Below are 25,274 nucleotides of genomic sequence, written 5' to 3' on the forward strand. Positions count from 1 at the left end.
CTCGCAGGTAGCGCCGAACGTTAGCGTAGCCAGTCGTCTTGTATCCTGCTCCGATGCCGGCCTCTCGGCCCTCGGACAAGCAGGTTGAAGGCTCACCTTCTTCGTCTGGCGGGAGTGGTCGAGAAGTTTCATCGTGCCTGTGTAACGAGCCGCGGCCAATGCATAACCACCACCGAGGTCGTTGCTCGCTCCGCTCGATCAGACGCGACTTCACGCACCGCGAGCTTGCGCGGATGAGGCGAGCTGTGCGAGCTCAGTTTCGAGCACAGGGTTGCGCTTGAACATAGCGTCGATCAATGCTTGCGCCGGCTGCTCGGCCGCCTCCACCCACGTCGCTTTCTCCGCTCGCGCGGAGGGCGCGAAAACACGTTTGACGACGGTCGGCGAACCCCTCAGACCGCAATTAGTCATGTCATCCACGCCGGCGCTTTGGGCGCTCCATTTTACGATTGTGGTGCGGGCGGCACGCAACGCATCTATCATTGCGCCGCGGCGAATTTGATTTGTTGCCTCTAACATGCTGACGAGACACGGCAGCTTGGAACCCAACACCTGGACGCCCCCTTCGCAGCGCCGTTCGGCCTCGATGGTCCGTAGCTTGAGGTCCAACGCTTTGATCGTGGAAACATAAGTGAGCTGCTGGACCCCGAGCCGCCTTGCAATGCCAGGTCCCACCTGCGCCGTATCGCCGTCGATCGTCTGCTTGCCGGTGAATATGACGTCCGGTGGGCCATATTCCTTGCCGATGTTGCGAATCGCGCTCGCCAACGCGTAACTCGTCGCCAGCGTATCCGAGCCCGCGAAGCTACGGTCGGTGAGCAGGACAGCGCGATCGGCACCAAATGTCAGCGCCTTTCGGAGAGATTCTTCGGCCGACGGCGGTCCCATTGTCAGGACGGTGACTTCGCCGCCGAATTGATCTCTTAGCTCGAGTGCAGCTTCCAATGCGAAGAGATCATAGGGGTTGATGATTGTCGGCACACCCTGGCGCATGATCGTATTCGTAACAGGGTGCACGCGGATTTGCGCGGAGTCGGGGACCTGTTTGATGCAGACGATGCTGTGCATGTACTTCTCCTAAGATGCCGAGCCAACTCCCGACTCAGCAAATGTCATACCATCCAAGGCATTTCGCCAACGAGGAATGAATGCAGGCTGAACGAGCCGGTTGTCGCAACTGCGATGTTTTACGCACCGGCGTGATCTCAAGCTGATCGGATTCAGGGGCGGCAACGGAGCCGCAGCGATCACGCGCCGCTTCGAGCCAAAGCCATTTTCAGGGCGCGTACGTTGCAAACAGACGATGACAAGACTGGCCGAAGCGAAGACGCCCTACGCGTCGCCGACGAGTAAATCCCAACCAAGGCACAACGCTAGCATCCCATCATGCATCCGAGCTGGCGACCGCCTCTTTTCCACGCTCTCCTATGCCAGTCGGCCGAGCGAGAGAGAGAGGAGCGAGCTCGACGCTTGGCTCAGAAGCATTTGATCTCGATGCCGTGTCTTCGCAAGGCGTAGCCAATCTGGCGCGGGGTCAGTCCAAGCAGGCGCGCCGCCTTCGCCTGTACCCACCCGGATCTTTCCATGGCTGCGATGACGCGCTCGCGATCGGTGACTTTCGCGGCACCCACCACGGGGCGCCCGGGTGGCCCCAGCGATGTCAGCTCGCTGCTCACCGGCTGAACGGGTGTGACGGCTTGTGTTGGCGGCATGCTCAGCCTAGCAGGCAGTGAGATTGTCGGGCTCGGCTGTCGGGCCATTTCCGCCGGTCCACACTTCCATAGCAAAGCCGACAGGCATTGCCCGTGGCAGCACGCAAAATCATCTCTTACGATCGACGATCCTCGCGCTAGCGTCGCGGTCCGCTGCACGCAGTTTTCGAGCTCACGGACATTACCGGGAAATCCGCAATTCATGAGAACCTCAATCGCACTTGAATCGAATACCAGAGTACGGCCGTTCTCATTGTTAAAGTTCTTCAAAAAACGAGCGGCGAGAAGCGGAATATCAGTGCGTCTTTCCCGCAGCGGCGGCAATAGCAGAGGAACAACGCTGATGCGGTAATAGAGATCGGCACGGAACTCGTTCCTTGCCACCGCCTCTTCAAGATTTTTGTTCGTGGCCGCAATCACGCGAACGTCGACTTTGATCGTCTGATTGCCGCCCACCCGCTCGAATTCCTGCTCCTGAAGCACGCGCAGAAGCTTCGCCTGGAACGAGCCCGAGATCTCTCCAATCTCATCCAGAAACAGCGTTCCCTTGTGGGCGATCTCGAAGCGCCCCTTGCGCGCGTTGAATGCGCCCGTAAACGCCCCCTTCTCGTGTCCGAACAATTCGGATTCCAGCACGGTCTCGGTGAGGGCTGCGCAATTCAGCTTGATAAAGGGGCGTTTGGCGCGCGCTGAACGCTCGTGAATAGCCTTCGCGACCAGCTCTTTGCCGGTACCCGATTCGCCACGCAACAAAACCGTGCTATTTGATTTTGAGATCACCTCGATCTTGTCAAGTAGCGCGCGCAGCGCCGGGCTGTCGCCGATCATTCCCTCGACTTGGACCTTCTTACGGTCACGCCCATGAGGCTTGAGCTCGGAGAGTTGCTTCTGCAGCCGGAACTCCTCGTCCATAAGGCGCCCGCGATCGCGCACAAACGAGCAATGCAGCTTCGTCGTCTGGCCTAGCAGGCTGGCGACCATCGTCAGAAGGCGGAGGTCGTCCTCGAGCTGCGCACGCGTCCCATTGTCCGCGATGCGGTCAATGCTCAGCGTACCCACAACTTTGCCGTCAACGTCTATGGGAACGCCGATGAACGCAACACGCGTATGACCGCCGCCATTTAGCATATCGACCTCCGAAGAACTGAAGGCCGAATGCAGCGCTACATTCTCCACGATGAGCGGCTGCCCCGAGGCGACGATTTGATCGATTGCTCCTTGCGGCAAGCGCACCCGGCAGTGCGCATCGCGGTCTTCGCTCCTGCCGTCCTCTACGATGATCTCCGGCCCGCCGTCATGCTCGAACAAACATACGATGCCGCGCCGCATCTGCACGAGCGATCCCAGGCGCTCGATGACGCTCGTCAGCTTAGCCTCGAGCCGACATAGGCCAGTGAGCGTGTGCGCTATTTCAACAATCGTGCTTAGCGATTTCTCTTGGGACCGCACAATACAAGCGGAAGCGTCCGCGTCGGAGGTTGAGTTTGGCTTTTCGCGCAGGGATATGCTGTCTAGCATGCCGACTTCTCCGTTCCTTTCTCGATCCTCCCCATCGGACTTGCTGGATTCGTGTTGCATGCCGATCTGACATCTAGTTCTCAGGGCGGAACGAGAGATTACCCCTCTTCATGGCACGTCGGCAGCACTTAGAGTGACTAGCTTTGCCGCTTTGTTCTTTCCAACTCGCTGCGCGGATTCACCCCAACCAACATGACTTCCCAGCGATGAAGCTCAGAACAGCCGGGGCTCTTTAGGGGCGGATTGAATTATAAGTGTTGCCCGCCATTGATCGGCACTTCGGCGCCGGTAACATAACTTGCCGCATCGGAACATAGGAAGAAAATGACCTTGGCGACCTCTTCGGGTGTACCCACTCGGCGGAGTGGGATCTTTGGCACAAGATGCGCTTCCGTGTCAGGCGACAAAATGTCCGTCTTGATTTCGCCGGGCGCGATCGCATTGACGCGAATGCCATGCGCGGCGTAATCGTGCGCCATTTCGCGCGTGAGACAAGCGAGCGCAGCTTTCGAAGTCGCATATGCCGAGCCTGCAACTGGATGCACCCGCGAGCCGGCGATCGACGTCACGTTGACGATCGAGCCTGACGCCCTTTTCAATTCGTCGAACAGGCCTTGAGCGAGTAGGATCGGTGCCACCAGATTGAGGTGGAACACGCTCATCCAGGTGTCGACTGAGGTCGCCAGCGATGTCAGCCTGGTACCGTTTGCCGCTTTTGGTGAGTTGCCGGCATTGTTTACCAGTCCGTGCAACGGTGCGCCAGCAAGGCGCTCCTTGATCTCGGCAATCACGCGCGGCAGCATCCGATGATCGCCCAGGTCGACTTCGATATAGCTGTCGCCCTCTGAGTCTGATGGCCGGCGCGCCGCGTCCAATGGTTGGCGCGCGCAAGAAATGATGCGCCAACCGGCTTTCGAAAACAATTTTCCGGTGGCGCGACCGATACCGCGCGATGCCCCAGTCAATACCAGCGTCTTTCGCTCACGCAGCGGACGGCCCGCTCGATCGGCGTGAATTGGACCGCTAGGGTCCGTTTCCGACGATTGAGGTACGACCGCTTTGTCATCTGGTAGATCTAGATTCACACGCGGCTCCCTTCCGCTCCCATCGGCTGTGCACCTGGTGCAGGATCCGGGCCAAAGCGACGCAGGGCATAAGGGGCGCACTTTTGCGACAAATGGCAGGTTCTGAACATCTGGCCTGTTTGCTTTTCGACAACAGCAACGCCGCGTCACCCCCCCGGCCCGTTGACCGCGTCGCACTCCAGGGGTGGTCTGTGGCTCATTCGAATTGGCGGAAATAGTTTAGCTGCCTTGTGCGGAGATCAGGATCGATGGCCAGTTCGTTCAATTTCCTCGGTTGGACGCGCCGCCGCAGATGCGGCTCTGGTTCGACATCGATGGGCTGGGGCTCGTGCCGTTGATCAGATGCGGTCGAAAGTATTTCGCAACCAGCGCATGAACAAGGCCGTCGTCCAGAAGACGAGCTGACCGCGAAGGGATTAACGCAGAAACGGCGGTACGTCTACCTGACGCGCGTCCTTGCTGCTGGGACATTCTGACGTGGCCGTCTGCTACGTCAAATTCCTCGGCGGCCCGGGCCACCATTGCCGTGCTCTTCACCGCGTGGCCACCGATGGCGGTTTCGGCCCGGCGATGCCGGGACCCTAACCTTTTCTCCGGCCAGTCGACTTACACGTCGCGGTCCGACGTATCCTGGGACAAGGCCGCCGACGCTCGCCGGCATTGGCCTACGCTTCGCCGGGCATTCGCTGTACCACTGCATCCCGGCAGTGCGTCGGTCAGCCCTCAGCTGCGGACGTTGCGAAACCCGATGCTGTGGAAGCCAGCAGTATCAGGCCGACGATCTAGGCGACGATTGCTCAGGTTCAGATTCGCGGCACCTCATGAAGCCGCGAAATGCTCGTATGGATTATCGACCAGGGTCAACTGCTCCGGATTGCTTAGATCGAATTCAATAATGCGTGGCACGAGCAGACGGGCATAGCGCGTAAAGGCGCTGGTGGGGGGAAAGCGGATCACGGTGGCGCATCGCGCAAGAAGATACATGTCGATGAGCGCGGAAGCTCCACCTTCAATTCCCATTTCCGCACTATGCAACGGCCCTGCCAGATCGGCCTGGAACCGTTTTGGTACGGCGAAGATATCGGGAAACAGACCCGATATGTGATCGAGCACCTGTGCGCTATCCGTGCACAGGAAGATCTTAACAGGCTTTGGATATGGCAAAGCCATGGCTTTACGGATTGCCATGCAGACCTGACGAAGAGCGAGCTCCGAATCGGCCCAGTACGGAGCATGCCCCATGATATCTTCGCCATTGCCGTGCCGAACATGAACGCCGATGATACTATGGCCGCTAAAGTGTTGCTCATACAAGTCCTCGATCCGCGCTCGAATCTCAGACCTGAGTTTGATGTTTCGGAAGATCAGTCGTTCGGCTTCCTCACCACAACGCCACATCAGGCAAGCGTCACAGACAATGGTGTTGGCCTCGTTATCGTCTCCTGCTTGGAACAGCTCAGTCAGTTCGTCACGTTCTCGGAAGATCTGCTCGTCCGGACGATTGATACAGTCGATCGATGGCCTATTCCACCACGGCGGGAAGAATGGGCCGGGAAACGAGAGCTGGTTGACCCTGTCATCGCAAATCACCGGCACGCCAGCGATCTCCTCAACCGGCTCGAAGAACACCGGAAAGGCATTGCTGAACGGTTGGTCGACATAACAGGAACCGCGCCAGTCAATAGCGAGCGTTCGCCCGGTCCGCTGCGCGTACGACCAGGCTGATGCCAACGACCAGAGGCAATCACCAAAGCCGGTGCGCCTCCGAGAAACAACAAAGCGTTCCTTCGTCACGTTTACCAAATCCTTCTCGTTCCGCGAGTGTGGCGCACCAACTGATCTGCGATGCCGATCCACGCCGGACGCTGGTCACCTGGACGCAAGTCACTCAACCCGCAAACTCATCCTGCACGGCACTGTGATTGGCAGGTCATGCAAGAGGTGTCACATTGCGCACTTTTTACGACTGCACAGTCTGTGACGGATGCAGCCGAATACGACGCTGATCCCACAGCCCGCGCAGCTCGTTCAGGAGAGCTTCGCGCCTGGTCCTGTCAGAGGTGACCCTGGCGAGAAGATCGGCAAGAACAGCTTCCTTCTCGATTTGCATCAGCATGTCGAATAGGTCATGCGAGACGCGAACGCCGTCATGGCTGGAGTGACCCATGCGGATCTCGCAGATTGTCTCCTGGCGGTCTCGGCCCGCATGAGCGCGAACCCGGTAAAGAGATACATGGGGCGGCAGTGATACAGCGAGCGCAGTCCAATTTTCGATCGTTGTTGCCCGCTTTTTGATGAGGAATGACCCGATCACAAGGCCATCCAGCTCGGTCGACAAGAAGGCTGCAATCGCATCGGCAACGGAATCTACGATCGGTTCGGCATTGTTGTTGAACGACGTATTAAGCAGAATCGGGACACCCGTCCGAGCTTTGAACGCATTGATAAGTTCCCAATAGGCGGCATTGCTCGTGCGGGACACCGTTTGCAGCCGAGCCGTACCATCGATATGCGTGATCGCGCCCAGCAACGCACGCATGGATTCGCGCACGCGAACGACGAAGTTCATGAAGGGATATTCTGCGCGACCATCCGGCAACTCAAAGAACGCGCCCGCATCCTCCTCGAGAACCGATGGCGCAAACGGTCGATAACTCTCGCGCTTCTTGACCATCGCATTGATCCGGTCCTTGTTTGCCGCGGGCCTCGGGTCCGCAAGAATACTGCGGTTGCCGAGCGCACGAGGGCCGAACTCGGACCGGCCCTGTACCCACCCGATCACAGCGCCATCAGCGATCCACTCGGCTGCTCTGGCTGCGACGTCAGCGGTCCGTTCAATCTCGAGGTGTCCGGTCCATCCCTTCAGTTGCTGTTCAATGCTGTCGTCGCTGCCGACATCGGGCCCCCAATAAACCGCCTGTAGTCGCTCACGGGGCGGAGCCTGCCCGGCCTCGTTCGATACCATCAGTGCTGCGCCCAATGCGCATCCGGCATCATGCGAGGCCGGCTGCACAAAAATGTCTTCGAACAGGCCTGAGTACAGCAGTTTTCCGTTTAGCGTGCAGTTGTGGGCCACCCCGCCAGCCAGGCACAACCGTTTCATTCCGGTCTGCTCACGATAATGCCGAAGAATGTGAAAGACGATCCGCTCCAGCGCCTCCTGCAACGAAGCGCTCACATCTCGGTGCTGTTGCGTGAACGGCATTCCCTTTCGCCGGACCTCGATATTGCGCAGCAATGCCGGGCCGATACGGTCGAGGTGAACGCGGTAGGCACCGTTGGGGGAGAGCTCATAAAATTGGGAGAAAAGCTCTCGATAGCGAGCGGGATCTCCATAAGGAGCCAATCCCATGACCTTATATTCGTCGAACAGGCCGTAGCCGAGGTATCGGATCGTTTCCAGATAGAACAGTCCGAGAGAGTTGGTCTCTGGAAACGTCATGAGCTCGGTCATTTCGGTGCCCGACCCCACCGCCAACAGACCCGAGAGGAAGTCGCCACAGCCGTCGATCGCGAGAACCAGGCTTTCTTCAAAACCGGACATCGCCAAAGCGCTTACGGCATGGGCCTGATGATGGCCTACGAATGACACCCGCGAAGGGTCAACTTGGGTACCGAACTCTGCCGCGAGAAGGTGCCGCAACAGGAGATTCGCATCCAGCGGTATTGAGATCTCAGGTTGTGAGATGAACAACCGTTCGAGCATCGAATTGCAGTAGGCTTCAGTCGCGTAGAACGCAATACGATCGACGTCGCGAAGCTCCACGCCCGCGGCTGCTAGACAGTATTCAATCGCACTACTCGGAAGCTTGTTTGAATGTTTGATGCGGTTGAGACGCTCCTCTTCGACGGCAGCGATCACGCGACCGTCCTTGACGAGCACCGCGGCGCCGTCGTGCAGAAACGTGTTCGGTAGTTGCAGCGGGTTTTCATAGACCCTGTCAAGCCCGCCACTCAATCCTAGACACAGCATCTTGTTCTCCGTTCATTCTGAGAGGTCTGTTGACCTATTTCGTATCGCTCGCTTGGCGAGTCGGCCGCACGTCGTTGCGGGGCCGCAGGCATCGCCAACGAAACGAGGTTCATATAAGCGTCGGCCGCGAATCGAGCGTTCGTTACGTCCGGTGTCTGATCTCGCACGCGCGGCGCTTCGCTTTACGCCTTATTCCTCTCACCGCATCAGGCGTTGCCGAAGCAGCGCGGCCGAGACGAAGAAGGGCAACGCTGCGCAGATGCAAAGTGCGCCCACATGCAAACCGACGCTGTCGACCGGCCGACCGAGCATTACTGGACGAATGAGATCGACCGAATGTGTCAGGGGCAACAAGGCCGATATGCGTTGAAATGAACCCGGTAACTGGCTGATTGGGAAGATCGCGCCACTCAGATACATCATGGGGGTGAGGATAAGTGATTGGTAGAAGATGAAATAGTCGTGGCTCGGTGCAAGAGCTGAAACGACCATCGCGAGGCTCGCGAAAGCAGCGCCAGTGAGGGCGATGGCTGGTAACGCATAGGGAATGGACGACCACTCTGCATACCCCAGCGCGACGGCAACAATCGTGATCGCCGTCCCGGCGAGCAAGGCCTTGCTCGCTGCCCATGCCACTTCACCTAGAACAATGTCGCCGAGCGTAAGAGGCGTACAGAGCACCGCCTCCCACGTGCAACCTGTCTGCATGCGAGCGTAAGCCCCATAGATGGTTTCAAAGGTTGAGGAGACCATTGCGCTTGTGGCGACCATACCAGCCGCCAGAAACGCAATGTATGAAGTTCCCTCAACGCCACCTACGATTATTCCGAGGCCAAAGCCAAGACCGAACAGAGAGCTCATCGGCTCGGCCAGATTCCCAAGAATCGATGCCAGAGCGACTTTCCGCCAGACCAGAAAGTTGCGACGCCATACCGCGATCCAGTTCCATGGATTAGCAGGGAGCGCGGGCGCAAAACGTTGCCACATCGTTCAGTCCTTCATCTCTCGCCCGGTTAGCCGCAAGAAGACATCCTCCAGATTTGGAGGACGCTGCAGAAGACGGAGATCCGGACGGTTGGCAAGCCGGCGACGCACCTGCTCGGGATCCGCGGCATAGCAAAACAGCGTCTCCCCGCTCACCTCAGCGTGCTGCACTTGGGTTCTGAGCAGCGGCAGCAACTCATGCGGGTTACCACCGTAAATCTCGATCACCTGACACCCGATCTGCTGCTCGATCAGAGCATGAGGCTGTCCTTCGGCGATCTTGCGGCCGTGCTCAAGCACGCACAGGCGGTCGCACAATCGCTCCGCCTCTTCCATGAAATGGGTGGTGAGAAGAATCGTTTTGCCGCGCGCTAATAGCCAGCGCAAGCGTTCCCAGATGAGGTGCCGGCCGTGCGGATCGAGGCCAGTCGTCGGCTCGTCAAGCACCAAGAGCTGCGGGTCGTTAATGAGGGCACGTGCCAGCGTCAACCGCCGCTTCATGCCGCCGGACAGTTCGGCGACGCGGGCGTCCGCCTTGTTCTCCAAGCGGGCGAATTCGAGCAGTGACGGCGTCACCGCTTTGACCTCGGTCGCGCTCATGCCGAAGTAGCGACCGAAAACGAGCAAGTTTTCGCGCACGGTGAGCTGAAGATCGAGGTTATCGAACTGTGGAACAACCCCGATGCCCCGACGCGCCAAGGGCGCACGTGCCGGCACCGGCTCGCCAAGCACGTAGATCTTACCTGCGTCGGGTGATGCAACACCAAGGATCAATCGCGCAAGCGTACTTTTACCCGCGCCGTTTGGTCCCAGCAGACCGAAGCACTCTCCGGGCGAGACCGTAAACGAAAGAGCGTCCACGACGGTCCGGTCGTTGTAGGACTTGCTCACCTCGAAAAGGTCGATTGCCGGGGTTGACATTTGCTTACGCGATCGCGACGGACGTTGTTCGCACCGCGTCCTTTGTTGCGTGCTTTTTCGTCCAAAGCAGGCCGTCACACCACACGTGATCGACGCGTCCCCACTGGCACGCGGCGGCAGCATCCGGGAAAAAGCCGCGTCCATGCAAATTGGCGCTGGTATTGCAAAGCAGCGGAATGGCTGTGAGCTTCTCGTACGCGATGAGAAGCTCGACCACTTTATGCTGAGATGTTCTGGAAACCGTCTGTAGGCGAGCGGATCCATCGAGATGCACGACGGCGGGAATCTTGTCCCGCCATTCCGGTCGCGTCTGGTGATCGAACAGCATGTACGGATCAGGTACTCCAGGGCTAAAAATCTCCGCGGCACGATCCTCCAGGCATATCGGCGCTACCGGCCTGAAATGCTCTCGAAGCTTGACGTCGTTGAGATGGTCTTTCATTCCCTCCCAGCTCGCAGCCGCGAGAATGCTTCTGCCACCCAACGCACGTGGTCCAAGCTCGGCACGCCCGGCAAGGAAGATCACGGGCTTGTCACTCGCGAGGATTGCCGCAAGTTCGCCAATAGTGCAGGGCGCGCCGTCCCATCCGGGCGGGACTTCGCTGGGACGAACGGTCGGTCCACTGTAGACCGTCCATTCCAGAGCTCTAAAGCCTTGCTGTGCCGCCAGTGCAGAGCAAGCAGCACCGATCGCTGAGCCGCTGTCGTTCGGAAAGGGCGGCACCCACACGTCATCGAACAGGCCGGTCGCACGAAATGCACTATTCCACTTGATATTCAGGCCACAGCCGCCGGCTATGCAGAGGTTACGCACCCCCGCAAGATCCGAATGTCGCTGCACAACATCGGCAATTGTGCGAACCAGCAGGCGCTCTAGAAAGACGTGAAATGACGCAAGGATGTCTTCGGCCTGCTTGGCCTTCAATCGCAGTGCGCACGCATCGAAGAAGTCGTGCAGAGCTTCAAGTGGTGATAGTGAGCTGTTGATCTGTGCAAGCTCATGACAAGCGCCCTCAGCATCCGTGGCAAAGTGCGCCTGATAAAGCTCCTGAAACGTCGCAATAATCTCCTCGTCGGGAGCTCCCAGTGCGATATAGGCCATCAGCTTGCCGGCGATGCCGAGATCCCAGCTGGTCCGGTCTGCCCGCCTGTAAGGTCCAAAGTGATGTCCTGCCGTCGCATAGGCGTGGCCTATCATCGGAAACAGGCACTCGATGAACCGGATGCCGTGCGGCTCGACATAGTAGAGGCGCGGAAACATGCAGCCGTCCCACACCAAGCAGAAAGCAGATTGTGCGGATTTGGCAAACGAGCTGGTGCAGTATGCGGATGCTACGTGCCCGGTGACATGCGGATAGCTTTGATAGGGATATAGTTTCCCATCAAGCATAAGGCCGATGCGATCACGGGACGCGAGGGGGCTATCGCCTTGGCGTTCGATATACGGCGCGCCCTTGAGCTTGACGGTCGTCGTCCCACTAAGAACTTCAAACTGGGATTCGAACTCTCCATCCCAACCATCAATGACGAACTGATCGACATCGCTCGGATCGAGCCCGTGCTCCGCCAAGGCGCTAACAACGGAATCCAGGTTGTCGATGGTTTGATAACGCGGATTATTGTTCAGCTTCTCCTGCTCGACGCAGAACACCACTCGCCCGTCCTCAATCAGAGCGACGGCCCCGTCATGCGTCAACTTGATACCGCAGATACGCATAGTGGCTCCTCTCAGCCTCGGCCGTTGGGTGGGATCGAAGATGGCTCCGGATTCCGAAAGCGGACCAACAGGCAGTCTTCGTCAGCCGACTGCCCCTGGCACTGCACGCGTTCGACCTCAATGAGGGCTTCAGTCAAGATCGTGATGACCGTCTCGGCGCCAGCGACATGCCCCCAGCGCTTGCAGGTCGCATCACGTGCAGATCCGAAGACCAGATGCCCACCCGGAGCAAGCATCTTGACCATGTTGTCGACTGCAATACGCATTTGTGTCATGTCTTCGAGATAATAGAGAACTTCGGCGACCACGATCAGATCGAACAGCTCTGCGGCCGAGAACTGCAGAACGTCAGTCGCCGCCCAGCTGATATGCGACCACCTCTTGGTCCGCTGGACCGCGCGACCGATCGCTCGCGGCATAACATCGATGACCGTGAGCCGTTTGCAGTGAGGAGCAAGCTTCTCTGTAAACGCACCGGCCGCGCACCCGATTTCGAGGCCATTTGAGACGGCGCTGTTCGACAGCGACAGCCGCAGCAATTGGGTGTGACGCTCACGTTCGAACGGATTGTCGTCGAGCCGCCACGGATCCTCATGAGACAGCTCCCGTTCCAACGATTGATATGTCTGGTGCACGTTCACGACCTAATCTCCTACAAAGCTGCTTACTCAGTCTCGGCCGCAATGCCATCCGGCGCGATCAGCTGCGATGGAGCGCGCGAAAGACCTGCCCTGCGAATTGCGCCAGGCATTTCCGATCCGGGGTTAAGGCTTGGTCCAGTTGTCGCGTCTTCGGTCGAGCCCTTCGATTCATCAACGTCTGGTGATTTCGCTATTTTTCGCGAGAGCCAATCGCTGTTGCTCAAGGTACAGAGCGCATAGGCTTTCATCGGGAGCAGGAGGAAGATGTTGATCGGGGTGTGCAGCGAGAAGCCGATAAATCGAAGCTCGCCGGCGCGCAGGGCGGCCACGCTGCATCGAATCAGGGTCATCGCGACGATGGTCAGACCGGTCCACCAGGGCACGGTGCCCGTGAGCGCGAGCTGAGCGAGCGCGGCAATCGATGAGATGGCGAGCAGCAGCGGGCCGAGGTTCTGTCCAATCACGTCCAGCGTGAGGTACCGGTCGAGGCCGGGCAGCAGGTGCAAACCGAGCAGGGTGTCGCGGTAGGTGCTGCGCGCCCAGCGGAGCTGTTGGCGCAGATACGGCAAGAGCGTGTCCGGTACCACCGTGGCGGCGATGGCGTCCGGAACGTACTCCGTTCGGAACCCTGCCTTGAGCATGAGGATGGTCAGATGACGGTCCTCACCGAAGTCGCTGGGTTTTCCCCGGAAGAACTGCGTCTCGTATTGCTCGAGCAGCAACAGCAGCGCGGAGCGCCGGTACATGGCGCACGGCCCACAGCAGCACATGACGGCACCAAACCGCGTCTGCGCCGCGCGCTCCTCGTTGCAAGCCAACCAGTACTCCATGTCGATCAATCGGGTCAGCCAGCTGTCGTTTCGGTTGCTGGCCTTCAATTGGCCCATGGCCGCGCCGACGGCTGGATCCTGCATCTTGCGCACGAGCTTGCTGACCACGTCGCTGTCGATTTCCGTGTCAGAGTCGACGTTGAGCACGAGATCGCCGAATGAGCGGCGAATTGCTGCGATCTGCGCCTTGCGTTTTCCAACATTGCTTGGCAGCAGAATGATGGTGAATCTCGGGTCATACGCGTAGCTCGCATGGACCGCGGCCACTGCGCCGACATTTGCCGAGCCGTCGTCGACCACGTAGACCTGCAATCGCCCTGGGTAATCCTGACTTGCGATAGACTTCAGGCAGGCCGCCAGCGTGCGCGGGTCCTCGTTGAAGCAGGGCACGATGACATCGACGCTGGGCAGAGCATCGGCGTCGACCCCGTCGTACGGCGGCAGGGGAGCGTCGCTTCGCAGCGCATAAAGCGCCTGCGCGCTCTTGTGGACGCTGGAGAGCAACGCGTAGGAGGCAACAGCAGCGGTGCTGATGGTGGCAAGCAGGCTCATGGGAATCGATCTATTCAGTGAGGTTGAGGAAGCGACCGGATTGCAAATCCACGGTCATGCAGTGCTGGAATGAGTTGCGCGAGCGCCGTCACGGTCTGGTCGCGCCGACCAGCATGAGGGCAGCGTCCCAACTCGTCGGGAGGGCATCCGTCGTGCAGGAGCACGATTGCGCCCGGCTGGACCGAGGCCAGCACCGCGGCAACAATCGCCTCAACGCCGGGACGCGACCAGTCTTGCGGGTCGACTGACCAGTGCAGGGCTGCCAGTTCGGCCTTCGCCGACACGGCGAAGGCCTCCTTGCTCCAGATCCCGTACGGCGCACGCATGTGCCGCACAGAGGCCCCGGGGCAGGCCATTCCAATGACCTTATTCGTCGTGAGGATCTCGTATTCCACCTCATCCGCTATGCATTTGGCCAAGTCCGGGTGCGTCATTGTGTGGTTTGCGACCTCGTGCCCTTCTGCAATTATGCGCTGGATCAGCTGTGGCTGGGCCGCCGCGTATGCACCGATCACGCAGAAGGTGGCGGGCGTCCGATGCTGCGCCAGAACATCCAGGATAGCCGGCGTGCAAAGCGGGTTGGGACCATCATCAAAGCTCAGATAGACGCAAGGCTCTCCGCCGGCATCGGGGTAGTCGCTCCGCGCTTCAGTCGCGTCGTTTGTGGACCTCACAGTTCTGGCCCGTTCCGTTCGATCGTGTCACCCGCCGGCCAATCGCTCATGGGTCTCGCAATCGGCAGAACGAGGCCGACCACGTCCTCCACACGCGTCGGAGGCACAGTGAGGTAGATGTCCGGACGAGCGGACCGGACGCGGAGCCCTGGCAGAACAGTCGCCAATCCCTGTCGCCCGAGCAGCCTGGTAATATGTTTCTGCAGGGCAGCTCGGACCGTGCCAAAGCCGAACGGCACGCCAAGATCTCGCAATACGGGATACATCACTCGGATCGAGTGGGTTATTCCAAGCCCCTCCAGATCCGGGCGAACCCCGTACAATCCGAGTTCAGCCACGAGCAGATCGGTCTGACCAATTTTTATGAAGCGGCGTAGTGCCGCGATGTGAATCGCAACGCCACGATCATCGTAGCCGATTGCCCGAATTTCAGGCCTTGCGCCGGCCCAGCTTCGATGACCTTCAAAGGGCTTTGCATTGAATTCCCCGGTCGGACCATAGGTCTTCCGGAAGAAGTCGGATAATTCAATGTGGTCAGCAAGTTCAAGGTCATTCTCCCAGCACAACCTCCAACGGACTGGAGGGCGCGCCGAAACACCTCGTGTGGATTCTGGCACGATCATGTTCATAGGGCGTCATTCCTGTTCGCTATCTGGCTCCTGGCCAGCAGTTCGCTACCTTCGAAAGGCTTGCTCATGAACTGGAGTCCAGGGCCTCGCCTCACATCGTGTTTGGAATGGCCTGTGAGCAGAACGGCGGGAATCGCGCATCCGGATGCAACCAGATGATCGAAGAGCTCGAGGCCACTCATCGCGCTCGAGTGCATGTCCGCGATCAAGCACGACGTGATCGAACGGCGGTCTGATTTCGAGGACCCCTCTGCGCTCTCGAATGGTTCAGGCACGTAACCTGCGGAAAACACCATATCCGTCAGATCTTCACGCACTGACTGATCTGCATTCACAATCGCGACCACATCGCGCGTGTGCGCAACTTTCATCAGATTCGCCAAGGACGCCTTCGCTTGCATGTTCCGCACGATTTCACCGTCGCAAGGACGCAATCCAATCGGATGCGACCAAGGCACATTTGGCACCCGCAACCGGAGGGGTGCGACCGGACGGCAATCTACGGCCTGGTTGAGGGTTCGCTCAAGTCTACGGCGGTACACGGTGGATATAGAATGGGTTGGCGAAGCCATACGATGGTTTGCTCGTCGTATACGCCCACGCAACTTTGCGGATTCCGATCGTTCTAGCTCACGGCGATATGGCTTGCGCAACACGCGCGAAACTGCGACCGCTCGATCGAGACGTCTTGATTGATACCTAGCGCTGGGCTGAGACGCGCAACGGTTTGTAACCATTCTGATGGATCTGACATCTCTCTAAACTATCGTTTGCTATCCTCATTCGGTACAAATGGTAAAATCGATTATATCGATAGAACACATTCACAGCGTGGATCGCTCCGGATTATGCGTTTCAAGGGCCTTGATCTGAATCTACTCGTCGCGTTCGACGCCCTGGTGACGCAAGGCAATCTCACTACGGCGGCAAGAAGCATCAACCTCAGTCAACCTGCCATGAGTGCCGCCGTCGCGCGGCTTCGCACTTACTTTCGCGATGAGCTATTCACCATGAAAGGACGTAAGCTTGTCCCAACGCCGCGGGCTGAAGCGCTCGCAGCCCCGATTCGCGAGGCTCTCGCTCACATTCAGCACTCCATTATTTCTCCAGACGGCTTCGATCCGTCTCAATCGAATCGGCGATTTAGGATCATCCTGTCTGACTTCATGACCGTCGTGTTTCTTCGAGGGGTCGTGGACCGCGTCGCGCGGGAAGCACCAACAATCAGTTTCGAGTTGCTGCCGCCCGCAGAGGAACCTGATGAGCTTCTCCGGCGCGGTGAAGTCGATTTTCTCATGTATCCGCAGATGTTCATGTCGAGCGCGCATCCGAAGGCGGCTCTGTTCGAGGACACTTTCGTCTGCGTGGGCTGCCCCATGAACAAGCAGCTAGCATCGCGTCTCACGTTCGAGAAATACATCTCGATCGGGCACGTGGAAGCCCAGTTCGGGCGCTCCCTGAGGCCCTCCTTCCACGAATGGCTCTTGCTCGAGCATGGTTTCAAGATACGCACCGAGGTCGCGGTGCAGGGTTTTGGCATGATTCCGCCTATGTTATTGGGCACCAACCGTATAGCGAGCATGCCCTCAAGATTGGTCAGCCATTTCGCACAGACGATGCCGCTGCGGGTTGTCGAACCCCCCCTGCGACTTCTCACATTCACAGAGGCCGTCCAATGGCCCGCCATTCATAATACTGATCCTGCAAGCATGTGGTTGCGCAACATATTCTTGCAGCAGGCATCCACGATGGTCTCTCCATCCGAGATCAGCCAATGTCACGGCCCGTCGTAGGACTGTTCGGGCCGGTTGCGGCCTGCTCCCGCTGACCGAACTTACGCCAGGCCCGAAGCCCCCGGTCCTCTGATTGACGTTTGGCATAGTGAAAAAAAGCGCGCTTAAGCGTAGTTTGGTCGGGTCGCAGCCGATTGACTCGCCGTGCCGTGACGATCCTGCGCATCACACAGCTCGCTTGGCGGCTAAGGACTTTCCGCTGATTCGGACGGGACCGCATCACAGGTGCATGCGCCAGCTTCAGAGTACGCAGAAATTATGTGGCGTGTCCGGCGAACAATGTTCGGCCTCAGCACCAAACTCGCCTGAATCGCACTCCGCGTCAGGTTCAAGGCCAGCACCTGCGATCGAAGTTGCAGGCTTCACCTGGTAGCGAACCCGTGCTGTTTGCCTGAACTGGTGGATCTCATTTGCCTTCAACAGCGATGGAGTTAGTCCCGAAGCGCGCCACTAGATACAAATGGCTGATGACCGGCAGAGGCGCTTCCTGCTCGTTCAGGTCGTTCGACATGAAAGCTGAACGCAAACGCCGCCCACGATCGCGCACCCCAAAGCCAACCGCCAGCTCGCGCAAACCCGGATGGGCGGGGAAGACTGCGTGTCTTTGCACAATGTCACAATGAAAATTCGGAACACTTCCTCTCTCAACGGCGCTTATCTTCCTCTCGATGCGCGCGATGCCGCGTGATCGAGTGCAACTGCAAGCTTGCAGACCGCAGGACCAACCCGGATCAAGTGACATCAGCTGGCGGCACTTTTCCGGCTGCGCGCGTGTTGCGGTGAGGAGTGTTCATGATGAGAGGACCGCAACTGTGCCAAGGTGCGCCCGCGTAAGCGCTCGCCGCTCCCATTCGCCAAGCCTGCTCCTCCTCCAGCTTTCGATCATTTCGGCCGACATGTTCACCCGAGCCAAATCGGATCATCGGCGCGGGGTCCTTCTTTCCGATGTCGCAACAATCGTGTTTTTCGAAAGATCGCGGCGTGACTCACACCGCGCCACCGCCGTCCATCTCGAGCTGCTGCCTCGCACCGCTAACCCCGAAGGGCTCCTTTGCTGCGGCAAGATGATTTGCCTATCTTACCCGAAGCATCTATGTCCAGCGCGCTTGCCAAAGCGATACTGTTAGAGGCTGGAATTGAGTGAGTGAGCGGCCGGACGAGCAAGCCAATACCGCGACAGCTCGCCGTCGAGCCTTATGTTCGATGGGATCCTTGCGGCGAATCCGCCAGACACTGCCCCCCCGATCTGGGGAGTCGCTTTGACTTGAGCACGGTCTTAAGACGCGCATTAAACTCCTCCACCAAGCTACAGCATCTCTAGCATCTCTGCTTTGCTATTGCGGAGCCGTATAGCGGGGCTAACAAAGGCTTGCCAAGTGATTCTGCAAAGGCTGTGTCGCTAGGAATCCTTGCACTTCGGGTGGATTACATCTGCCGAGGGCCGTCCGATGTACTGCGCTCCGCGACACCGAGCCGGCGCAAGCCTAAACACGCAAGTTATTGCTGTATTAGTTATGCCAAGGCTTTCCCCGGGCGTGAGCGCGCGGCACCTGGGGCGGCCCGTAGACGCGTTTTGAGTGCCGCCACATGCGACGGATATGGCACGATTGTTCGAGACCCGGTCCTTAAATTGGGAGCAACGTTTTGCCAGGCGCTTCAGATGCGCCTGCGTTGAGATGATGTCTTCAGGACCGGTCTTGAGCTCCGCCTCCCCTCATTCTCCCGACGTTTACGGCGGCGGACCTGCGTCGTTGAAGAGCAGCCATCATCTTCCGGCACTCAAAACCTGGGAGCAATCGCGCGAGCGACGCCTTCGAGCCCACATTGCCAACACAAGAGGGCTAGCCGACGGTCGAAGAAGCTGTTAGGCGCCGAGCCGGCCGCCGCGCCGCGCCGCGCACGTGATCGCGCGACTGATCTACGATAATCAACCCAATCAACCGCACCGCGCGCCTAGGTAATAGACGTCACAGCAAGGATTGCGACTGAAAAAGAGCCATCTGGTCAGATCAGTGCTGTGTCTGGGCTTCCCGTTTCGGGAGGCCGTGTCTCAGCGGGTTGCCACGCACATGCTTTCGCTTCTCCTGATGATCAGGCCGCAAATAGCCACCGCTGCTGCAGGATCGAGGAGACATGTACAGTTCGGTTAGTGCGCTCTTGGGCAAAAGGGAAGCAAACGCCGTGTTGCACAACGGCACCACGTGGACGCACCCGTCACATTCTTTCGCACACGTCGCCGCTCCGTCTCCTTTTTGCCCCACCACAGCCAAACGGCTTCGTCACGTGCGGCGCGAGTGCAATCATCAAGGGAGCTTTCTGTTGGATAAGCCGAGCGGAGTCTACGATCCGGATGATCTCGCGAGCTTGGGAAGGCTGTTCGATCAAGCGATCGCGTCTTTACCGTCATGCATGCGAACCAGCGAGAATCGCGTGGCGATCGCCAGACTGGTGATGCAACGCGCAGCGAGGGACGAATTGGCGTCGCTAGCGTACTTGATGCTTGCACTTGTCTCGGCCGCTTGAGCACCGGCATGCACTCTAACCTTCTGGGGCCTGCAGCAAGAGACGCATCATCTAGATCATTGAAATAACTTGATTCTCACGTGACGTCAGGTTGTAGGCTTGCAAATTGAGGATCATGACAAACGCGATACCACGACGGCGCCGATGGCGCATTGGAGAACTTGCAGAGGCGACCGGTGTAACCGTACGCACTCTGCATCATTACGAACATACCGGGTTATTGACGGTGTCGGAACGTACCTGTGGCGGTCACCGCATGTACGATCGGGAAAGCCTACAACGCGTCTCCCAGATTCGCGCTCTACGTGAGCTCGGCTTCTCGCTTCCTGAGATCCGCAAGGCGATCGAGGGGCGGACATCTCTCACGGACCTGTTGCGAAACCATCTGGAGCGGATTGAGCTTCAAGTCGCGCGCGCGACATTATTACGGGATCGATTGCGCACTATGACGACGCAAGGTAAGAGAGAAGTCGGTGTCGACGAGCTGCCGGCGACGCTAGATGCCATGTCGCGGATTGAGGAGCGTACCCCCTCTGCCATCTGCACGTGCGCCTCTAACGCTAGCCGCGAAGATCGGTGGCGAAAGATTCGGGACGAGCTGCGAAGCTGCATGGACCAGGGTGAGCCTCCGTGCTGCGAGCGGGCAAATGCAATCGCGCGTCAGGCCCGTTCGCTGCTGACTGAGATCGCAGGAGTTGATTCGACTGTCTCGATGATACTTAAGGTGCTGACGCGATTGACCGAACCACACAATCTCGCCGGCTGGGATGCGAGCCTCATGCGATACCTCGATCTCGCCCTCGCCGCGCTGGAGGACCAGCTGGGAAAGAGTTGAGCGCACCCGTTGCGACGCCCTATTACTGAAATGTCTCTAAACCGGATGAGGTGATGGTGATCCTGTCTGACCGCGGATGGTTTGTCCCTAGCAGTCGCCTCGGACTCTGCGTTGTCGGTTGGGTCTTTCGCTCTGTCGATCTTGGCAATCAACCCCAACGAGCACGCTTCGAAGTACTTGATTCGTACGTAGCGTCACATTGTACCTTCTAAAGCATCGACGGGGCGACAGACAGAGCGCCGGTTAAACCGAGGTAGACTCCAATGATCGGCATTAGTTTCGGAAGTTCTCGGTGAGAGTTCTCGACGAGAACAAGTCGATGGATGGTCGTACGCGCCTTCCAAGCGCCTCCTCGGCACACGCCTGTCGAGCACGGGAGACTGGCGAATCTACCGGGTATCAGCAGAATGTTCGATATTGGTCCTGTCAGCCCCTAGACGACCGCTTCTCTTGACCAGTGTCGGAACGTCTGCTCGTCCGTGCCCGCCCGAAGCTTATGGCCCAACCTGGCAACAACCTGAGCCTATTCGTACGCAACCTGAGTTCGATCCAAACATCATTGCGCCAGACTGTTGGCCGCCGCGTCATACCAGAATGGCGAAGCAGACCAAGTCGTCTCGCGAGACACCGGGAGTCATAATATGACGATCCTTCGCATTCACAGGCTTGCAGCTGCTGCGCTCCTTTCCGTGGCCCTGAGCTCGAGCGCCAGGGCAAAAGATGTTTACATTGCCATAGCGGGTCCGATGACGGGAAGCACTGCGGCGCTCGGCGCGCAGATACGCGATGGAGCGGCCGCAGCTGTGGATTCGATAAATGCTTCGGGTCTGCTGCCTGACACAAGGCTCATATTGAGAATCGCCGACGACGCATGCGATCCCAAGCAGGCTGTCGCTGTCGCCAATCGCCTGACAACTGACGGAATCAAGCTCGTCGTTGGTCACTTCTGTTCATCTTCGTCGATTCCGGCTTCAGACATATACGCCGAAGCCGAGGTAATTCAGATTTCACCTGGGTCCACCAATCCCCGTCTGACAGAGCGTGGCCTAACGACCCTGTTTCGGATTTGCGGCCGCGATGACCAGCAAGGCAGAGTTGCCGCCGAATACATCGCGCGGCATCACCAAGGTGCAAAGCTCGCAGTCCTCGACGACAAGAGCACAGCAGGCAGGGGTATCGCCGATATCGTTGAATCGCGCCTTCGTGCAGCCGGCGAGCATCCCGTTCGACAAAGCTATGTTGCAGGCGAGAAGGATTATACCGCTCTCGTTTCGCGACTGAAGAGAGAGGGAATCCAGCTCGTCTATATCGGCGGCTATTACAACGAGATCGGCCTGATCGTGCGTCAAGCCGCGGAGGCGGGCGCACGTCTGACCGTGATCGCCAACGATCCGCTGATGACAACCGACTTTTGGGCCATTGCCGGCGAGGCCGCGAACGGCACGCTCTTTACGTTTATGCCGGACCCGACGAAGAATGCTGCAGGCGCAGCTGCTGTCGCCAAGCTCAAGGGTTCGGGCCTAGCCGCCGCAGGTTACACGCTCTACGCTTATGCCGCGGTTCAAGCATGGGCCGACTCCGTCAAACGGGCCGGCACCTTCGATGCTATGCGGGTCGCTGCGGCCCTCCGCTCCGAGTTAATCGACACGGCTATTGGCACTGTTAGATTCGACTTCAAGGGAGACAATGCCGCTCCTGGTTTCATCGTTTACCGCTGGCGCGACAATACCGTCGAAGCGGTCGAGCAGAACTGACCGCCCGTGCCAACACCGTACGGAGCGTTCGAATGATGAACCATCCTCGATATATCGATTACGCGCTGCTCACGTGCCTCGCAATCGCGGCAGTCGCAGCATTTCTCACCCTCGCAGCAATGCTATCACAGCTATCGTGCGCGCTCGCAGGGCCGCCCGAAGAGTACGTTCCCATTCGTCTGGTGCCACTGCAGTGAGCATCACATCCACATTCGTAAGGCCGACGAAGACCGGTGTCTTCTTCCAGTCAGTGAAATTGATGCCCGCCTCGCTCTCGGGAGTGAGCTGTCAGGACCTCTTTAGAACGACCGTACGTCGTGAAACGATGTCAGTCACGCGCAGTCCGTCTGCGGATTGCGCGAGCTTGAGCCAATCGTTAGCTGCGCTGTTCGGTCGAGGGACTTCCATCCCTTTCCTGGGAGCAGGTATTGGTTCGGAAAACGCCGTGCGACGCCTGATCCGTGCTGATCGCTATCGGACCTTGAGACGGAGTCTGATCCGGTACGGCCCTTAGAGCCAAGTCTGCCTCCCAACACTCACATTCACGCGGGCCTCGCGCTTCTCGGGTCCGAACAAAGCGCACGCACCCACGTAGGCTCGCCGAACGCCCTCAACTACTCTCGTCGACAAAAAGGGAGAACACCACTTTGGATGCAAAGTTGCAGACTATGCTTTCCTCGCTTTCGCCGGTGGTTCGCGAATTGGATGCTCTACCGTCCGGGCGGCCCACCACCGGCAACAATTGCGTGAAACTAAACACGAACGAGAACCCCTTTCCTTTGCCAAGCGTCGTGATGCGAAGCGCAATTGCAGCTCTCGAGCTGCAATACCGCTATCCAGAAGACGACAATGTCAGCTTGAGGCAAGCGGCCGCAGCTGCCTATGGCATAGCAACTGATCGCGTGATGGCTGGCAATGGATCGTCTGAACTGCTCAGCCTCATTTACAGAGCCTTTCTTGCCCCGGGCGACGACGTTGCAATGATGTCGCCGGGTTTTTCATTCAATCGCAAGCTTGCCATGCTGCAAGGGGCCCGCTTCATTGAAATTCCCTGGTCTGAACCGGACTGCTTGCCGATGGACGAGCTGCTTTTCGGTTCGGCTAAACATGCCAAGTTCATTCTGCTGGCCAATCCGAACAATCCAACTGGAACCTTTGTTCCGCTCGCCGAGATCGAACGCCTCGTTACACGATCTGACCGATTGATCGTACTGGACGAAGCTTACGTCGATTTCGCACCTGAGGACGGCCTACGCCTCGTTGAGCAACATTCGAATCTTGTGGTCCTGCGCACATTTTCCAAGAGTTATTCCGCCGCTGGCATCCGCGTCGGATTCGGCTTCGGCCATCCCGAGCTGATCGGGAGACTTCGCAACATCCAGAATGTCTTCAATATGAATGTGGTCGCTCACGCCGTGGGGATGAGCGTCCTTGCGCATCGCGACGCTTATGAGGAGAACCATCGCCACGTCAGGCTTGAGCGCCAGCGCGTAACGGCCGCCCTCTCTGAATTTGGATTCTGCGTAACGCCTTCCCACGCGAACTTCCTCCTCGCCCGTGTGCCGGTAGGCCAGGGTGGCAGATGGTGGCAGGCGGCGTTGCAAGACCAGAGAGTCCTTGTTGCCTTCTTTCCGGATGCCGGCCTGGAAGAGTGCATTCGGGTTAGCATCGGTACAAAGCGCCAGATGGATGCGTTTCTTGGCGCCGTCGGCAGCATTCTTAGGAAAGTGGGATGTCGTGGCTAATGGTCCCTTCCACTCATGTCACAGATGTCTGTCGTAATCGATCCGGACCCACACATGATGCAGCTTCGCGAGGCAGCCCCGAGCCAGTTTGTTCTCCAGTCGCCGCATTACGACCCGTTGTGAACGGCTTCGCAGTAATACAGCGCATTGCCAGCGAGCGCCTCTTGCACTCCCAAAACCCGGCGGACTCCGGTCCTCTCTATATAGGAGATGAGTGAGTGAGAAACGTGGTTCCCTCAAATCTGACCTGCGGCATCTTTGATCATCTTGACGAGGACGGCCGCGATATCGCACGGCAATACGCGGACCGCCTTACGCTGGCGGAGGCCTACGACCGGCTCGGTTTCTATGCCTATCATCTGGCGGAGCATCATTGCACTCCGCATGGACTGGGTCCGTCGCCGAACTTGTTTCTGTCAAGCGTCATACAACGCACACGGCGACTTCGCGTCGGTCCTTTGGTCATGCTGCTCAACCTCTATCACCCGCTGCGGGCATTCGAGGAGATCTGCATGTTGGATCACCTGAGCGGCGGCAGGGTTGAGGTCGGCCTTGGTCGCGGCTCTCTGCCGATCGAATTGAGCTATTTTGGCGTTGGAGCCGATGTGGCCTCGAGCCGTTACGAGGAAGCTTCCCAAATCTTCGTTGGCGCGATGAATGGGGGCCCGCTCTCATACGAAGGGCAGCATTTTGCGCTGCGCGAAGTCCCTTTGACGCTTTCACCTCACCAGCGTCCTTGTCCCCCAACGTGGATTGCGACAAATCGGCCAGGCTCCGCCCGCTGGGCGGCGGCAAATGGCGCCAATCTCGCGTGCATGGGCGCTTCTTCTGCCGTTCGTAAGATAACCGATGTCTATCGCGCTCATCAAAACGCCGAGGGTGACGTCAACAGTTCAGCACCATTTCTCGCGTTGCTCCGCATGGTCGTTATTGCCAGCTCTGAAGCAGTGGCCCGCTCACTCGCGGCGCGAGCCTACGCAACATGGCTCAAGAGCTTTAAGTTCCTGTACGACCTCAATGACATCCTGCCTCCGTCCAACCTGCCCCTGACATTGGATGCCGCAATTGAGAGTGAACTGTGCGTTGTCGGCACGCGCGCTTCGGTGCGCCAAACGCTTCTCGATCACGTCGAAGAGGCAGGCGTCAACTATCTCCTTTGCCAGCTCGCCTTCGGATCTCTACCACTGGATGCCTGCCTCAACACCGCAAATGCCATTCACTCCGAGCTCATAGCGGCAGATCACTGACGGTGACCCGACAGCGGTTCAATAACTTCGCCCTTGACCCGGCAATGGCGACAGCGAGGCCAATGAGTACCGCAGCCGAATGCATCGATCAGGCTGCTCTTATCGTTCAAATGGCCATTACGCGCATGCGATCCGTTCGAC

18 protein-coding genes are annotated in these 25,274 nt (G+C 58.5%); 5 read left to right on the top strand and 13 right to left on the bottom strand.

Features of this window, described 5'->3' with window-relative positions:
- Positions 1–210: 210 nt before the first annotated feature.
- From AC0L3P_RS34280 to AC0L3P_RS34340, 13 genes are all read right to left on the bottom strand, one after another.
- Positions 211–1,068 carry an electron transfer flavoprotein subunit beta/FixA family protein gene (locus tag AC0L3P_RS34280; RefSeq protein ID WP_473308675.1) on the bottom strand — a complete coding sequence of 286 codons (858 nt, stop codon included), beginning with the start codon at positions 1,066–1,068 and terminating at the stop codon, positions 211–213.
- A 407-nt stretch (positions 1,069–1,475) separates the two neighbouring features.
- Positions 1,476–3,230, bottom strand: coding sequence for a nif-specific transcriptional activator NifA (gene nifA / locus AC0L3P_RS34285; RefSeq protein WP_473308676.1), 1,755 nt, complete (start codon positions 3,228–3,230; stop codon positions 1,476–1,478).
- Between the two features lie 248 nt (positions 3,231–3,478).
- Positions 3,479–4,315 carry an SDR family NAD(P)-dependent oxidoreductase gene (locus tag AC0L3P_RS34290; RefSeq protein ID WP_473308677.1) on the bottom strand — a complete coding sequence of 279 codons (837 nt, stop codon included), beginning with the start codon at positions 4,313–4,315 and terminating at the stop codon, positions 3,479–3,481.
- 819 nt (positions 4,316–5,134) lie between these two features.
- Positions 5,135–6,109 (bottom strand): nodulation protein NodZ, encoded by a 975-nt coding sequence (locus AC0L3P_RS34295; RefSeq protein ID WP_473308678.1) that lies wholly within the window; start codon positions 6,107–6,109, stop codon positions 5,135–5,137.
- A 166-nt stretch (positions 6,110–6,275) separates the two neighbouring features.
- Positions 6,276–8,288, bottom strand: coding sequence for a carbamoyltransferase family protein (locus AC0L3P_RS34300; protein WP_473308679.1), 2,013 nt, complete (start codon positions 8,286–8,288; stop codon positions 6,276–6,278).
- 198 nt (positions 8,289–8,486) lie between these two features.
- Positions 8,487–9,275, bottom strand: a complete 789-nt coding sequence (locus AC0L3P_RS34305; protein WP_473308680.1) for an ABC transporter permease — start codon at positions 9,273–9,275, stop codon at positions 8,487–8,489.
- A gap of 3 nt (positions 9,276–9,278) precedes the next feature.
- Positions 9,279–10,193, bottom strand: a complete 915-nt coding sequence (gene nodI, locus AC0L3P_RS34310; RefSeq protein WP_473308681.1) for a nodulation factor ABC transporter ATP-binding protein NodI — start codon at positions 10,191–10,193, stop codon at positions 9,279–9,281.
- Between the two features lie 4 nt (positions 10,194–10,197).
- Positions 10,198–11,910, bottom strand: a complete 1,713-nt coding sequence (nodU, locus tag AC0L3P_RS34315; protein ID WP_473308682.1) for a nodulation protein NodU — start codon at positions 11,908–11,910, stop codon at positions 10,198–10,200.
- Between the two features lie 11 nt (positions 11,911–11,921).
- Complete coding sequence (gene nodS, locus AC0L3P_RS34320; RefSeq protein WP_473308683.1) at positions 11,922–12,551, bottom strand: nodulation methyltransferase NodS; 630 nt, start codon at positions 12,549–12,551, stop codon at positions 11,922–11,924.
- A gap of 23 nt (positions 12,552–12,574) precedes the next feature.
- Positions 12,575–13,933, bottom strand: coding sequence for a chitooligosaccharide synthase NodC (gene nodC / locus AC0L3P_RS34325; RefSeq protein WP_473308684.1), 1,359 nt, complete (start codon positions 13,931–13,933; stop codon positions 12,575–12,577).
- A gap of 14 nt (positions 13,934–13,947) precedes the next feature.
- Entirely contained in the window at positions 13,948–14,607 is a 660-nt protein-coding gene (gene nodB, locus AC0L3P_RS34330; RefSeq protein WP_473308685.1) for a chitooligosaccharide deacetylase NodB, read from the bottom strand.
- Entirely contained in the window at positions 14,604–15,236 is a 633-nt protein-coding gene (locus AC0L3P_RS34335) for a NodA family N-acyltransferase (RefSeq protein WP_473308686.1), read from the bottom strand. The genes nodB and AC0L3P_RS34335 overlap by 4 nt, the downstream gene beginning before the upstream one ends.
- Positions 15,233–15,619, bottom strand: coding sequence for a response regulator transcription factor (locus tag AC0L3P_RS34340; RefSeq protein WP_473308687.1), 387 nt, complete (start codon positions 15,617–15,619; stop codon positions 15,233–15,235). Before AC0L3P_RS34340 ends, AC0L3P_RS34335 begins: the two co-directional genes overlap by 4 nt.
- 465 nt (positions 15,620–16,084) lie before the next feature.
- On the opposite strand from AC0L3P_RS34340, the gene AC0L3P_RS34345 reads away from it, so the two are divergent.
- From AC0L3P_RS34345 to AC0L3P_RS34365, 5 genes are all read left to right on the top strand, one after another.
- Positions 16,085–17,029, top strand: a complete 945-nt coding sequence (locus AC0L3P_RS34345) for a LysR family transcriptional regulator (RefSeq protein WP_007605762.1) — start codon at positions 16,085–16,087, stop codon at positions 17,027–17,029.
- A gap of 2,638 nt (positions 17,030–19,667) precedes the next feature.
- Positions 19,668–20,387, top strand: coding sequence for a MerR family transcriptional regulator (locus AC0L3P_RS34350; RefSeq protein WP_473308688.1), 720 nt, complete (start codon positions 19,668–19,670; stop codon positions 20,385–20,387).
- A gap of 641 nt (positions 20,388–21,028) precedes the next feature.
- Positions 21,029–22,141, top strand: a complete 1,113-nt coding sequence (locus tag AC0L3P_RS34355) for a branched-chain amino acid ABC transporter substrate-binding protein (protein WP_473308689.1) — start codon at positions 21,029–21,031, stop codon at positions 22,139–22,141.
- Between the two features lie 668 nt (positions 22,142–22,809).
- Positions 22,810–23,886 carry a histidinol-phosphate transaminase gene (gene hisC, locus AC0L3P_RS34360; RefSeq protein ID WP_473308697.1) on the top strand — a complete coding sequence of 359 codons (1,077 nt, stop codon included), beginning with the start codon at positions 22,810–22,812 and terminating at the stop codon, positions 23,884–23,886.
- A gap of 218 nt (positions 23,887–24,104) precedes the next feature.
- Positions 24,105–25,133 (top strand): LLM class flavin-dependent oxidoreductase, encoded by a 1,029-nt coding sequence (locus AC0L3P_RS34365; protein WP_473308690.1) that lies wholly within the window; start codon positions 24,105–24,107, stop codon positions 25,131–25,133.
- Positions 25,134–25,274 lie beyond the last annotated feature (141 nt).

The organism is Bradyrhizobium sp. WSM4874 (assembly GCF_055811835.1).

Excerpts from the sequence above, each read along its gene's own strand:
- nodI (WP_473308681.1), bottom strand. The coding sequence starts at position 10,193 with ATGTCAACCCCGGCAATCGACCTTTTCGAGGTGAGCAAGTCCTACAAC.
- nodU (WP_473308682.1), bottom strand. The coding sequence starts at position 11,910 with ATGCGTATCTGCGGTATCAAGTTGACGCATGACGGGGCCGTCGCTCTG.
- AC0L3P_RS34300 (WP_473308679.1), bottom strand. The coding sequence starts at position 8,288 with ATGCTGTGTCTAGGATTGAGTGGCGGGCTTGACAGGGTCTATGAAAAC.
- AC0L3P_RS34355 (WP_473308689.1), top strand. The coding sequence starts at position 21,029 with ATGACGATCCTTCGCATTCACAGGCTTGCAGCTGCTGCGCTCCTTTCC.
- AC0L3P_RS34345 (WP_007605762.1), top strand. The coding sequence starts at position 16,085 with ATGCGTTTCAAGGGCCTTGATCTGAATCTACTCGTCGCGTTCGACGCC.
- AC0L3P_RS34350 (WP_473308688.1), top strand. The coding sequence starts at position 19,668 with ATGACAAACGCGATACCACGACGGCGCCGATGGCGCATTGGAGAACTT.
- AC0L3P_RS34305 (WP_473308680.1), bottom strand. The coding sequence starts at position 9,275 with ATGTGGCAACGTTTTGCGCCCGCGCTCCCTGCTAATCCATGGAACTGG.
- AC0L3P_RS34335 (WP_473308686.1), bottom strand. The coding sequence starts at position 15,236 with ATGAACATGATCGTGCCAGAATCCACACGAGGTGTTTCGGCGCGCCCT.
- nodC (WP_473308684.1), bottom strand. The coding sequence starts at position 13,933 with ATGAGCCTGCTTGCCACCATCAGCACCGCTGCTGTTGCCTCCTACGCG.
- nifA (WP_473308676.1), bottom strand. The coding sequence starts at position 3,230 with ATGCTAGACAGCATATCCCTGCGCGAAAAGCCAAACTCAACCTCCGAC.
- AC0L3P_RS34280 (WP_473308675.1), bottom strand. The coding sequence starts at position 1,068 with ATGCACAGCATCGTCTGCATCAAACAGGTCCCCGACTCCGCGCAAATC.
- hisC (WP_473308697.1), top strand. The coding sequence starts at position 22,810 with ATGCTTTCCTCGCTTTCGCCGGTGGTTCGCGAATTGGATGCTCTACCG.